Annotated in this window: 13 protein-coding genes and 4 pseudogenes; 6 read left to right on the plus strand and 11 right to left on the minus strand. The window is 32.5% G+C overall.

What is annotated here, in order from left to right; translation table 11 throughout:
• Positions 1-51 precede the first annotated feature (51 nt).
• The 4 genes from CQ058_RS01785 to CQ058_RS01800 form a co-directional block, all read right to left on the minus strand.
• Positions 52-387, minus strand: a complete 336-nt coding sequence (locus CQ058_RS01785) for a YolD-like family protein (protein WP_002085766.1) — start codon at positions 385-387, stop codon at positions 52-54.
• A 707-nt stretch (positions 388-1,094) separates the two neighbouring features.
• Positions 1,095-1,316, minus strand: a complete 222-nt coding sequence (locus tag CQ058_RS01790; RefSeq protein WP_105589408.1) for a hypothetical protein — start codon at positions 1,314-1,316, stop codon at positions 1,095-1,097.
• 532 nt (positions 1,317-1,848) lie between these two features.
• On the minus strand, positions 1,849-2,700 hold the full coding sequence (locus tag CQ058_RS01795) for a peptidylprolyl isomerase PrsA (RefSeq protein WP_002031835.1): 852 nt from the start codon (positions 2,698-2,700) through the stop codon (positions 1,849-1,851).
• Positions 2,701-2,843: 143 nt separating this feature from the next.
• Positions 2,844-3,839 (minus strand): glycoside hydrolase family 25 protein, encoded by a 996-nt coding sequence (locus tag CQ058_RS01800; protein WP_002031833.1) that lies wholly within the window; start codon positions 3,837-3,839, stop codon positions 2,844-2,846.
• Between the two features lie 567 nt (positions 3,840-4,406).
• Here CQ058_RS01800 and CQ058_RS01805 point away from each other — a divergent pair.
• Complete coding sequence (locus tag CQ058_RS01805; RefSeq protein WP_002085768.1) at positions 4,407-4,601, plus strand: hypothetical protein; 195 nt, start codon at positions 4,407-4,409, stop codon at positions 4,599-4,601.
• A gap of 350 nt (positions 4,602-4,951) precedes the next feature.
• Here the strand turns inward: CQ058_RS01805 and CQ058_RS01810 are convergent, their stop codons facing one another.
• Positions 4,952-5,455, minus strand: a complete 504-nt coding sequence (locus CQ058_RS01810; protein WP_002012628.1) for a MepB family protein — start codon at positions 5,453-5,455, stop codon at positions 4,952-4,954.
• A 220-nt stretch (positions 5,456-5,675) separates the two neighbouring features.
• Here CQ058_RS01810 and CQ058_RS01815 point away from each other — a divergent pair, with 220 nt between their 5' ends.
• Positions 5,676-5,888, plus strand: coding sequence for a hypothetical protein (locus CQ058_RS01815; protein WP_002031831.1), 213 nt, complete (start codon positions 5,676-5,678; stop codon positions 5,886-5,888).
• A 92-nt stretch (positions 5,889-5,980) separates the two neighbouring features.
• Here CQ058_RS01815 and CQ058_RS01820 read toward each other — a convergent pair whose 3' ends face one another.
• The 4 genes and pseudogenes from CQ058_RS01820 to CQ058_RS01835 form a co-directional block, all read right to left on the minus strand.
• On the minus strand, positions 5,981-6,538 hold the full coding sequence (locus CQ058_RS01820) for a C1q-like domain-containing protein (protein ID WP_002031830.1): 558 nt from the start codon (positions 6,536-6,538) through the stop codon (positions 5,981-5,983).
• Between the two features lie 136 nt (positions 6,539-6,674).
• Positions 6,675-7,250 carry a C1q-like domain-containing protein gene (locus CQ058_RS01825; protein ID WP_002031829.1) on the minus strand — a complete coding sequence of 192 codons (576 nt, stop codon included), beginning with the start codon at positions 7,248-7,250 and terminating at the stop codon, positions 6,675-6,677.
• Between the two features lie 820 nt (positions 7,251-8,070).
• Positions 8,071-8,256, minus strand: a pseudogene (locus CQ058_RS01830) (hypothetical protein); the annotation flags it as partial.
• A gap of 516 nt (positions 8,257-8,772) precedes the next feature.
• Complete coding sequence (locus CQ058_RS01835; protein WP_002189525.1) at positions 8,773-8,994, minus strand: hypothetical protein; 222 nt, start codon at positions 8,992-8,994, stop codon at positions 8,773-8,775.
• A gap of 76 nt (positions 8,995-9,070) precedes the next feature.
• Between CQ058_RS01835 and CQ058_RS01840 the strand changes: the two genes are divergently transcribed.
• The 4 genes and pseudogenes from CQ058_RS01840 (at position 9,071) to CQ058_RS01850 (ending at position 11,535) form a co-directional block, all read left to right on the plus strand.
• Entirely contained in the window at positions 9,071-9,679 is a 609-nt protein-coding gene (locus CQ058_RS01840) for a hypothetical protein (RefSeq protein ID WP_002012636.1), read from the plus strand.
• A gap of 175 nt (positions 9,680-9,854) precedes the next feature.
• Positions 9,855-9,959 (plus strand): annotated as a pseudogene (locus tag CQ058_RS32840) (sunset domain-containing protein); the annotation flags it as partial.
• A 134-nt stretch (positions 9,960-10,093) separates the two neighbouring features.
• Positions 10,094-11,104 carry a WXG100 family type VII secretion target gene (locus CQ058_RS01845; protein ID WP_105589410.1) on the plus strand — a complete coding sequence of 337 codons (1,011 nt, stop codon included), beginning with the start codon at positions 10,094-10,096 and terminating at the stop codon, positions 11,102-11,104.
• Complete coding sequence (locus CQ058_RS01850) at positions 11,104-11,535, plus strand: SMI1/KNR4 family protein (RefSeq protein WP_033709048.1); 432 nt, start codon at positions 11,104-11,106, stop codon at positions 11,533-11,535. Before CQ058_RS01845 ends, CQ058_RS01850 begins: the two co-directional genes overlap by 1 nt.
• A gap of 291 nt (positions 11,536-11,826) precedes the next feature.
• Here CQ058_RS01850 and CQ058_RS01855 read toward each other — a convergent pair.
• Both CQ058_RS01855 and CQ058_RS01860 read right to left on the minus strand, forming a co-directional pair.
• Positions 11,827-12,246, minus strand: a pseudogene (locus CQ058_RS01855) (N-acetylmuramoyl-L-alanine amidase); the annotation flags it as partial.
• A gap of 5 nt (positions 12,247-12,251) precedes the next feature.
• A pseudogene (locus CQ058_RS01860) lies at positions 12,252-12,347 on the minus strand (DNA (cytosine-5-)-methyltransferase); the annotation flags it as partial.
• Positions 12,348-12,373 lie beyond the last annotated feature (26 nt).

Consider the following 12,373-nt stretch of genomic DNA (forward strand, 5'->3'; position numbering starts at 1 on the left):
CGTAAATAGCTAGATAAATTAAAGAAGCTAAACTTCAAAATTCAGCTTCTTTTAGGTTACATCAATTATGTCCATTGCAGAAAATATATATGTTTTATAAAATGCATCTGTACATTTTACAATTTGTTGAATTGGATTTATATGAACCACTGTCATATAACTCGTAAGTATGTATCCTTCTTCAAAATATGTCACTAACATCTCTTCTTCAGACAATAATGAAGTTAATAATTTGTCTGAAATGCTGTCTTTCGCTTCATTTGTTATTAGCGGTCTTTGGACTTTTAATTTCTCTCCAATAATTTTTTTCATACTTAATAATTGTTCCGACATTACTGTAAACGGAACCCACTCTCTTCCTTTTTCCTGTATCTTTACATAATTCATTTTCTTTACTCCTCAATTTTCTATATCTATCCATTCTTGAACTACCCCACTTTCACTTCGTTTAGAAGTGGGGGATTCCTAAGTAAAGAGTTCTATCGAACTCTAATTTATTAGGCTATCTCCGCAGCCCTTGCGGTTAGAAGCCTTATCGCTTCATTCTTTATCCATCTCTTATTTATACGTAGCGTAGCTTTCCAATTCAAAACTATTTATGAATTTGTAGACATCTCCACTCCGAAAGAACATTCGTTCTAATTATACACGAACGAATGTTCTTACGGAAGTGCAACATGTAAATTTTTCAAACAAAATGCAACTTTAATATATGAAGTTTATTCATACTCATTTATTACTCCCTTTTATTAATCAAATTTCTTTGCACTTCCTATCGCATCATAGAATACGTGTAGCAACAATAAAAGCGACTCCACCTAATGTGAAGTCGCTTTTATTGAACTAATTATATTTCTAATTTTACTTTTCTATCCTAACTAACGTTCTTTCTGTAATACAAATTTCAGCTACATCTCATTAACCATCCTTCAACAAAAGCATACACTTTTATTATGAACGAACTCACAAAGCTTTAGAAACTTATGATGTAAAACAATTCATTCCTCATAAGTTTCATACATATCGACAATTACTACCATTTATCCTGCTATTTGCAGGCAGTAAGATTCACACTCATCAATTTTTCACTTTCTTTATTGACTATGCTTGGGTTGCATTATAATATGTAATTCTCTCTCTGTTTCTGTTTTTTTCGGATTCCGATAATATTCCAGTTTATATTCTAATACTTCATACTCAACCATCCCAATCTTTATCCCTTTTGTTTCTTTTAATACAGCTAATAGAACGCTTATATTTTCATTAGATGATTCAAAAATTTTCCCTCCGCCTTCTCTCTTAAAAATAACTTTCATATATTCTCCCCCAAATTAATTTAATAATCTAGTAAATATAAAAATATTCATCCTATTTTAATAAAGTGAAGGCTAATAATCAGTGGGGGTTTTACGAGCAGTAAGACTCCCACAAATAGCGGGATAAATAATTCTTATCATCATTAAGAACATCTTTTTGTACTAAATGTTCAACATGTCACTTCCTATAAAGTTAATTTATACTCCAATAAATATGATATGTACCATTCTTTAAATTATGTCCTCAATTCACTCTCCAAGAAAATATATTTAGTTTATATTTAACAAAATTAATTAACTAAAACATTATCATTTCAACATTTTGCGAATTTAATTGCTTATTCCTTTTATCTACATCCAAATTTCCCTATTGTAATTCTTAATATTTAAATGTAATATTGTATTGTCTTACTATCTATTTATAACTCACACACTAACGCGAAAAGGGAACTCTATATGAGTTCCCTTTTCTATTGAAAACAAAAAAACAGAAATATAGCATTATGCTAAATCTCTGTTTTTCTTCTAAACCTTATTTCTCATCTAAGAATTTAAATGTATCTTTAAATTCTTTATCTGTTACTTTAATATCTGCTTCTTTCAATAGATCATTGATTACTTGTTGTTTCCATTTACCTGTCGCATCTTGCAGTCTTTGTTGTTCTAAATCTTTTCGAATCGTATCTTTTACTTCATCAAATGGTTTCAATTCTTTTTTATCCGTCACTTTTATTATATGATAACCATAAGATGTTTTTATTGGCTCACTTACTTGTCCTGCATCTAATTTATACGCAGCTTCCTCAAACTCTTTCACAGTTTGACCAGGAGCAAAACCAGCGATTTCTCCGCCCTGTTCCTTTGAACCAGTATCTTCCGAATACTGTTTCGCTAAAGCAGTAAAATCTTCACCATTATTTATTTTCTCTTTTACTTCTTTCGCAGTTTTTTCATCTTTCACTAAAATGTGACTTACCTTCATTTCAGGTTTATGGTTATCTTTCACATCTTTATCTGTGACAGTCGCTCTAATCGCTTTCTCAAGTGCAATTTCTGGCTTCATTCTCTCTTTTAATTCATCTTCATTCTTTAATCCTACTTGCTCTAAAGCCACTTTAAACTTGTCACCCATTTGTTCCTTCGCTGCTTCTACTTGTTTTTTAGCTTCTTCATCTGAAACTTTATATTTATCTAGCAATGCCTTATTTAACATCATTTGAGATAAAGTACTTTTTCCATATGTTTGCCTTAATTCTTTACTTAACTCTTTCTCTGTCACGTTTCCTACTTTTGATGTTGCAACATTTTCTGAGGAACCACACGCAGACAATGTTAGCGCCACACATGCAATAATAGTTCCCATAAATAGCTTTTTCTTTTTCAATTCAAATACCTCACTTTGATAAATGTATATTAGGAACTATACAGCGCTATTGTGAAATCAATGTGTTTTCTGCAAGTATTTCTCTTCATGCCAGAGACAAGCTTTATTAAATAAAAAAGCCGGCATAAATCCGACTTTTAACATCATTTAATCTGCACATGTTCTTCTTTGATCCATTTGTTCCCACCTATATCTATATATCCATCTTGACGATTCCAAATACGATAAGGAACCCTCCCATCGACCGCACCTGTATCATTCCCGTTTGGCCCATCGTACGTTCTAATTTCATATCCAGGTGTATACTTTGAATATGCATAAAACCATTGTACATTAAAATGTTCTAACTTAGCCCACTGTTGTTCACCACCTAAACAAATCATATCTTTTTCGCCACCTCCCCAATAACCTTTATAGATTAAATATGGGATTTTTTTCGTAAGTCTTCCTATAAATTGCGGATTCGCAGGATTTTCATATAAATTAATTCCGTATCCATCATCATATTTTGAAACTGCAATACCAATTCCATTTGGTCGCTTACTGTCTCCAATACTAGATTGATTTGTTTGATTTGAACCTATAAACCAAGAAAGATTTTTATTCCCAATTAATTGATTCAAATCACATTTTCCAATACCAGGAACATTTCCTGAATCAGTATATTGCCAAATATCACAAGGATATGCTGGTTTATTCCCTCCATAACGAGGAATCCAAATAAAATCAGCATCAATATTGCGAGCTCCAAATGATACATACGTGTGATGTCCTACATATAAACCAATTTTTTTTGCACCTAATCGGCGTAATTCATCAATAAATGCTTGAGTCCCGCCTTGCATATCTATCATTGTTTGAACTTCTACATCTGCCACCCAAAATTTAGCGTTTTTATCGCCACGATTCCAAAAATCTTGTGCTTCTTTTTTTGCATCTGAAATAGATATAAAACGGCAAAATGCATAATTCCCAAATGGGATACTACGTTTCTTCATTTCTTTCACATAACCTTGATACATAAAATCGATCGTATTCGAACCATCTTGAACTCTAGCAATAACTAAATCTAGCTGAGACGCTGCAATATCCCAATTAATATTTCCATTCCATTTCGAAATATCTACAATATAACCCATTACTAATCAACTCCTTTTTATTATCTTATTCAAAGCTTGTTTTATTGCTAGACCCATACGCCTAATAGCAAGCTTCTATAAGACAAATAAATATATTTTCATCATTTTTTAAAACTAAATAATTTCTTTTTATCCATAATAAATAAGTCCTTCTTTTTTTGCATTTGTAAACGATAAACTTGCGTTTATTTCATACTAAATATTGGAATAAAACTATAAATAATGTACATACTACATATAAGCAATTTTTGCTTATACTCATGAATGACCTCCAAGATTTTTCAATCTCCCTGTAAAAAGGCAGCTAAAAAAAGCTGCCTTTTTACAATTTATTATATAGAGACAAGTTAATTAACGCTTATTCCCTCATATTAGTCTGTTTTTAAGCTTTTTATAAACATGATATATATTTTTTCACAACACTATTTTGATACGTAATAGAAATTACATCAACTCATACAGTATATGTAATAATCAACTACAATAAAAATTACATATTATATTAATATGTCTTCCTAATTAAAAGGAAATAAACATATAACCTCTGTTATGTAAGGAGTTTATTTAATGAAAAAAATCCCTATCGTATTCAAAGTTCCCCCGAATTCAAAGCTAAAAGTTACATTCTATGGTCCTTGTAACGAAGTAATTACAAATGTATCTTTAATTAATCAACTACTCACCCCTACCTGCCAAACTGTATCTCAATATCCAGACTTCAAGAAATATATAACTGAAGTCCGATCATTATCAAATTGTTAATCGTATAATTTTATGATTTATCATTTCGAACAGTACGATAACAAAATAATAAAAAGAGCCGCATCTTTCAAAAGAAACGGCTCTTTTTCATTTCACAAAACATGACTTCATTAAAAAACTAAAATAACTCATTAATTGATATTCTGTTGATATTTTATTGATATTTTACACATATTAATGAAATGCGCATATATTATCGTATGGAGATTCTCCACTCATAAAACCTATCTTTTTTTGAGCATACTTTATTTGTATGCTCCTTTTTTATTCTTTACTTAACGGCTTACCCTGTTAATATTTCCAAATATCATCTGAACGAACATTGAATATTTCAATTTTTTTATTATGTGCTATGAATATAAGTTTAATAATTTATCTGTAGCTACATTTTCAGTATCACTTAAATCGACAAAATAATGAAGTTGCCACAATTGACTCTTCTTAGCTTGATTACTAATAGGTTTATCCCAAATAGGATAAACCCTCATAGCCATTTTCCCTTTTTGATTTTGAGTTTTTAATATTTTTTCTTTTAGAAGAATCTCTTTTGGAAAAATAAATTGTCCTAGTTTATTATCCGCTATACAAGTGATAACTAAAAGGTTAGGAGCTGAATCATAAGAAAATGCCTGATTGCTCATAGAGGCATTCTTCTCCCAAAAAGAAACAAATTGTCCAATCTTATTAGGCGTAATTTTTGATACCCTAAATCGGATGCTTCTATTATTTAGCTGGAATACCCCTCCTGCATATTCTGAATTTTGCTTTTCTTCTTTTCGTTTAGTAATTAATAGATTATTAGGTTTGTAAATCATTTCATCTAGTTTTTCAATTATATTACTAAAATTTGTCATGTAAACGCACCTTTTTTATTTTCCAGTATACCAAGAACATTCGTTCTTGTATATTAAACTTAAACAAATGTTGGCTTTGAATAGTCTTTCAAAGATTATTTTATCTACTCCATCCATAACTTCAAATTTACTTTTATAGTATTTATTACATTACTCTTCCAATTCCTTATATTCTTCATTATTTCATTAATATATTAATAAAAAACGAGGTACATATTACATGAATCCATCCAAAATTGACTTCGGCTCCATAGAGCAACCTTTATTCCTATTAATTTTATATCTTATCGCAATTCTTTTAACACTCGGCATTACATTTAGTATATGTCATTCCCTTTTACTAAATTTAAATGCACCGAGATGGGTAGCAAAACTGTTAGCTATCATATTAACTCTAGGTGTTGCTTATCAAGTGTTTATGAACTTATTTTAATATATTACCAATTTAACACCTTTAACTAAAAGGCCCTACCATAAGGTAGGGCCTTTTTTAAAAAAATAGTCCATAAATCACAAACATGTCTTTTATTTTATTGGAGATGGGAATCTTGCAGCTTCAAAATGCGTACTAATAAATCCTGGATCATTTTGTATAATCAGTCCATCTACATCACTCTCAGCAAAAATTTCAACTACATCTCCTGCATGTAATTGAAGTATTGTTGAAACAGCTACGACATTTGCAAAATTGGGTGGACCAAAAAAGTCATTATCTATCGCTATAGCTGGATTATCATTTACCCGAATTTCTACACGCGCTCTATAATTCGTATTACTATCATTAGGTGCAAAGCTGATTGTACCAATAATAGAATAAACCCCTCTAGTCTTCGGAATAAAATCTGATGTTACTGGATTATATTCATTCGCTAAATCAAACTGTTCATTTTGGAATAATACTTTAACAAAAGTATTTGCAGTGACATTTTGATTTACTGTACTAACCGCTCTAAAAGCAGATGCCCTTACAAGTTTATCTTTCTCATTATCACAACACTTATCGTAATAATCTGTACTCTTCTTACAACAAGTATGCTTTGTCTTTTTATAGCCATTGCAATGCTTACAATAATAATAAGACATATTTATATCCCCTTTCTAAATCTATTGTTGTATACTATGCAAAATAAATTTAAAAAGTTTGGACGAGCTATTGCTATTATGAAATTAAAAAACTCCACCGAAAAGCAGAGTTAATAAATTTTTTCCTTTTTAATATTTATACAATTGGAGATGGGAATCTTGCAGCCTGAAAATGAGAACCGTCTTCTGTACTACTAATAACCCCATCTATACTACTTTGTGCAAAAATCTCGACAATATCACCTGCATGTAATTGAAGTATTGTTGAAACACTTACGACATTACCGAAATTTATCGGACCAAAAAAGTCGTTATCTATAGCAATTGCCGCATTTCCATTCACTCGAACTTCTACACGCGCTCTATAATTTAAATTTGTATCGTTCGGAAAGAAACCAATCGTCCCAATTACGGAATAAACTCCTCTAGTCTTCGGAGTAAAATCTGATGTTGCTGGGTTATATTCGTTCGCTAAATCAAATTGTTCATTTTGAAATAATACTTTAACAAAAGTATTAGCTGGAAGGTTTTGATTAACTGTATTTACAGCTCTAAAAGCAGATGCTCTTACAAGGTTATTCTCCTTATGATCGCAAGAACAGTCATCACATCTTTTACCGCACTTATTATAATAATCACTTCTTTTTTTACAGCAATCATGATTTTTCTTTTGGTAACTCTCACAATTCTTACAGTAGTAATAACAAGACATATATAGTGCTCCTTTCTAATCTACTACTGCATAATATGTATGCTAGACTTGAAAAGTTTGGACAGGTTATTGCGATTACAAAAATAAAAATGCTCCACCATAAGGCAGAGCGAAGAGAAAGTATAACTTTTAAAAACAAAGCACTCATGTAATATTCTGGTTAAATCAGTAATACAAATTATCTAGTTTCATCAACTCGGATTTTCAGAAAAAACTCCTCTGTACGATTTTATTATTATTGAATAGATTATATTGTTAAGTGAGATATGCAATATTTCATATTTTATCATTTCAATATTCCTTTATTATCGTTGAGTTGTAAACATCCTCTTTAAAACACTTTAAAATCAACACTTACTCTATAACAAATACTTTTTCATCCTTTAGAATTACCTGTAAGCATTATATTCAAATATTATTATTGTAAATTATTGACCTGTACAAACGTATAATTTTTGTGTATTCTATGGACAAGGAGTAAGGTAAGAGTTACTCTTTGCCATTTTAGGAAAGGCCCTGTTGGAGACAACAGGGCCTTTTTTCATAAACTAAATCGGTAAGATCCCCTAACTAGTAAGCTTTCTTTACCTAAACATCATGCATTTCTTTTTGCATACACCGCTACTCTTCTTCAACTGTTTCGTTTACAATCATCAGACACTATTTAACAGTACATAGTTCATTTATCCAGCACTTTCAAAACAGCTTGTACACCGTTAAAATACTTCATGCACTACAAATAAATTATCCGTTCTTGTACAGGATGAGTATAAATTTTGGAATGTCCTGATATTAAATTACTTACAAGGTTTCATACCACTTATACTTTTGGAGACGGGAATCTTGCAGCTTCAAAATGCGTACTATCTTCTACATTACTAATAACTCCAGCTACGCTACTTTGTGCAAAAATCTCGACTAAATCCCCTGCACTCAATTGAATTATGGATGAAACAGCTACAACATTAGCAAAGTTTATTGGACCAAAAAAATCATTATCTATTTCATAGACACCATTTATCAAACACTCCATGTTTCTTCACCTCTTGAATATTTTTTAAATAAAAATACATACTATTTTCAAGCCGTCGTATCCACGGCTAGTACTTCTTTCTTTTGTTACAGTAGTAAGCAGGCAGGTTCTTCACCTATCTGCTTTCTCTGTATATTTTTTTAGATATCGAAAATACTACCTACAAGCTGTTTGAACTAGCAGCTTCACTCTTCTTGTAATGGGAAAGCAATTTATCACAATTAGCTAACTCATTCAACTCACAGGCAGACAACCAAAATTGTTGTCTGCTTTTTGTATGGAATTTTTCATTTTGCATATACTACTTTTGAGCCTGTTTACCAACGCAAGCCATTTTGGTGTTTTGAATTCCGACTAAGCTTTTATGTTGCATAGATTATTACATCTTTGACAACACTGGTTAAAAGCGCGTTTTCTGGTTATTCGTAGTTCTAGTCCAGAATAATTTTCCTCCTATAAAGGACAGCAGGTACGACTGCTCGTCCTTTTTTATTTCCCCAAATACTTTTGTAACAATTCCAACGCTTCATTAATGCTCCCATTTAAATCATCAAGTTCAGCATCTTCTGGATACTCCTGCAAAATCACTACCGCTCGACTTATGACATCTTGTAACTTTTCGATATCGATAAAAGTTGTAATAATTCCCTCTTGTTCTTGCGGATCAGCTTTGCCGTAGCCATTGTGCATGGATATCGTGTTTTCTAGCATCTAGCTCACCTCCTTAAAAAATGCAGGATTTTCCTTTCCATTATCGAATTAGTAATGTTTGAAAAGGGGGTGTAATATGGCAGAAATTAAAGTAGGACTTACACAATTTTTAGACTTCACACTGAAAAGTAGTGCAGCTAAAACAAACTTTGTGAAAAATCTAAAATCTCAACCGGAATACCAACCAGCTTTTGATTACTGGAAACAATTACGAGACACTGTTATTAAATTTCATCAAAACGAACTACCTTTTGAATGTTTCGAAACATTAGTGCAAACGGTTGATCAGAAGAAAAAGCAAAACTACATTGATGTCATAAAACAGTACAAAAAATTTATTAAAAACAAAGACGTCTCTTGGTTCGATCCAGGTAAATCACATTGGATATCAGATGATTTAATCGTCCGCTCATCACCTGAACTCGGTTTGCTCATTAATGATGAGCCGCATCTTATCAAACTGTTTTTCAAAGGAAAAAAAGAGCGAATTGATAAATACAACATCAACTCAACGCTGACATTATTAAACGAATCGACATTTTCAAATGAACATAACGATGTGAATTATACGGTTCTTAACATCCAAAAGAACAGAATGTATACGAATAACTCTATTAATAATGATCATTTAATAGCGCTTGAATCAGAAGCTAACCAGCTTTGTTATATATGGAATAAGATGTAAAGAGTACTATTCATCTCTTTCAATACCTTTTCCATGCATAATTTGGGCACAATTTTCACAGATCCTATCAGTTTAGCCCACCCTGCATTGTTCCTCACGAACAATGCAGGGTGGGCGTTTTTTCGAAAATAGTTTCTTTCACCATTTCCGCATCCTAACTCACCTCCTCCGAAATTATCATATGCCTGGTCAACAGTTCTATGATAAAACAAATGCTGAAGAAACGTTTTGTTCAGCAGCTGAAGCACAAGCTGCTGGATATAGAGCGTCAAAAAGATAAAACAAAAAACCGACTCTTATGAGCCGGTTTCTTTTGTTATTTCACATATACATAGGTTACGTTTATCTCTAAATTAGATATTTACATTTTTTTCTTCTTACCCCATAATTTTAATTGGGAATGGGAGGAAGAAAATGGTTCAAATCAAAGTAACACCTGAAATGCTAGAAGAAGTTGCTAATCGTGCAAGTAATACCAGAATCGCATTAGAATCTATACATAATAATTTATGTAATGAAATAGATCGTTTGTGTTTTCAATGGATTGGTGCCTCTAATCAACAGTTCATTCACATGTTCAATGATGCGAAACCAAAAGCTTTTACATCTATCAATTCAATTATACAAGTAGAAGAAGATTTGAGACGAATTGCCGAAAAATTCCGCAATACAGATAATCAAGATGTTACAATGGAAGAAGGTGCAATGTGTGGTAAACCTTCTTCGGAGGAACAAGGATTTGATGGTAAAAAACTCGCTAGGGATATAGCGGGTGAAATAAGTGGTGAATATGATGTTCGTCGTGTTTGGGATGGTATTGATCCATCTACTGGCGAAAAACTTTCGGGGTGGGATCGTGCTGGGGCAGGTGTCATGGCTGTAGCCGGCCTTACACCCTTTGGAAAGATAGCTAAAGTAGGAAAAGGAGTTAAAATGACTGCTAAGGCTACTGAGGCTGCAAATACAGCTAAAAAAGTCACTGCTGGGACAAACAGCGGAGCTAAGGGTACGGGTGAAATTAATTATGTTCATTTTAATAAAACACATAAAGATTCCTTACCTAAGCCAAAAGGAGATGGGCCAAATGGTGGGCGATTACAATCTCATCATGGATTACAACAAGAATGGGCAAAAAATAATTTCAGTCAGTATGGGTATGATTCGAAACTTGCTCCAACAATAACTGTCGAGACTGGAAAAGGACTACCACATACAATCATTACTAATGCTCAAACTGCGAGACGAAATGAACGGGTGGCTTCAGGGGTAGGGAAATGGAGTACTACTTTACAAGAAGAAATGCAATTCATGGTGGGTGATTTAACTAAAGCTGGTTTTTCACGTGATACTACTAGCCAAGTTCTTGAACAACAATACAAGATGCTAGATAAACTAGGAGTTAAATATGAAAGGATTGATTATTAATGAACAGATTAGATAATATCAGTAGTGTGTATAGAATTGATGCCAAAAAATCTCCTTCGAAAGAAGAAGAAATTAAAGCGCTTCAGGATTTTTCAACAATAGATGTACCTACAGAATATATAGAAATAATTCAGCTAGCTTCAGACATTGAAATTAATGTTAACGACCAAATTTATATTCGAATTTGGGGAGCTTCGGGGTGCATTGAAATGAATGAAGCTTATGAAGTGCAGAAATATCTCCCGAATTCACTCGCAATTGGTGATGATGAAGGAGGCGGTGCATTAATCTATCTACAGGGTAAAGATGGTTTTGGAATATACTATAACAGATTCGCAGATTTGGATATTGAGGAGGCAGTGAAAATTGCACCATCGCTAACCGAATTATTAGAAAATAATGTAGGTGTGAATACTTTATTAGACATTTAAAAAAATTTAGAGACCTTGATTGGCTTGCCTTTCAAGGTTTTTTATTGGTAACGATATAGGTTTTGTAACAACTATGCTATTTTTTACAAATGTTTTAGATTCCAGTGTATGGGGGTAGTGACAGAGTTGTTGTCATAGACCGCAAAGTATGATTCGATAAAATTATAAAAAGTGCACCGTACACTTTTTGAAAAAGGTTTACCGATGAAATATGATGAAATAAATGAGTACTATAGAAAACAGGCGGAACAAAACGCCATAGAGAAAACTAAGGAGACTCCAGAAGATGGATTGCACATCAAAATGCTCTAATTTCGCCCACTGCTTCTCGCTACCTAAACAAATCATATCCTTATCACCGCCACCCCAATATCCTTTAAAAATAAGATACGGGATTTTTTTCGTGATATTTCCTGTGTATTGCGAATCAGCAGGATTCTCATATAAATTCACGCCATAACCATCTGCGTATTTTGAAGTTGCGATTCCTTCAACTTTCTCATTATCTTGTTGCGGTTGTTCTTTTACCTTTTCAGTAGTTTGTGATTGGTTCGTAAACCAAGCTAATGACTTGCTACCCACAAGATAATTCAAATCACATTTACCGATACCGGGTACATTTCCTGTTTCCGTGTACTGCCAAATATCACAAGGATATGCTGGCTTATTACCGCCATAACGTGGAATCCATACAAAGTCATATTTCACGTTTGCCATTCTACATAATCAATTGCTTTATGATCTATCCCTAAATTAACAAGTGCCTTTCTTGGCGCTCCGATTCCTCCGAATAATTCAAGTATTTTAATCAAAGCCACCCCTCCCTTCTTGCTATTAA

It is taken from the genome of Bacillus sp. MYb56, assembly GCF_002976445.1.
GTDB lineage: Bacteria > Bacillota > Bacilli > Bacillales > Bacillaceae_G > Bacillus_A > Bacillus_A mycoides.

Bases quoted from the DNA above. Each gene is read 5' to 3' on its own strand.
- CQ058_RS01785 (WP_002085766.1), bottom strand. From the start codon at position 387: ATGAATTATGTAAAGATACAGGAAAAAGGAAGAGAGTGGGTTCCGTTT.
- CQ058_RS01790 (WP_105589408.1), bottom strand. From the start codon at position 1,316: ATGAAAGTTATTTTTAAGAGAGAAGGCGGAGGGAAAATTTTTGAATCA.
- CQ058_RS01800 (WP_002031833.1), bottom strand. From the start codon at position 3,839: ATGGGTTATATTGTAGATATTTCGAAATGGAATGGAAATATTAATTGG.
- CQ058_RS01805 (WP_002085768.1), top strand. From the start codon at position 4,407: ATGAAAAAAATCCCTATCGTATTCAAAGTTCCCCCGAATTCAAAGCTA.
- CQ058_RS01810 (WP_002012628.1), bottom strand. From the start codon at position 5,455: ATGACAAATTTTAGTAATATAATTGAAAAACTAGATGAAATGATTTAC.
- CQ058_RS01815 (WP_002031831.1), top strand. From the start codon at position 5,676: ATGAATCCATCCAAAATTGACTTCGGCTCCATAGAGCAACCTTTATTC.
- CQ058_RS01820 (WP_002031830.1), bottom strand. From the start codon at position 6,538: ATGTCTTATTATTATTGTAAGCATTGCAATGGCTATAAAAAGACAAAG.
- CQ058_RS01825 (WP_002031829.1), bottom strand. From the start codon at position 7,250: ATGTCTTGTTATTACTACTGTAAGAATTGTGAGAGTTACCAAAAGAAA.
- CQ058_RS01835 (WP_002189525.1), bottom strand. From the start codon at position 8,994: ATGCTAGAAAACACGATATCCATGCACAATGGCTACGGCAAAGCTGAT.
- CQ058_RS01840 (WP_002012636.1), top strand. From the start codon at position 9,071: ATGGCAGAAATTAAAGTAGGACTTACACAATTTTTAGACTTCACACTG.
- CQ058_RS01845 (WP_105589410.1), top strand. From the start codon at position 10,094: ATGGTTCAAATCAAAGTAACACCTGAAATGCTAGAAGAAGTTGCTAAT.
- CQ058_RS01850 (WP_033709048.1), top strand. From the start codon at position 11,104: ATGAACAGATTAGATAATATCAGTAGTGTGTATAGAATTGATGCCAAA.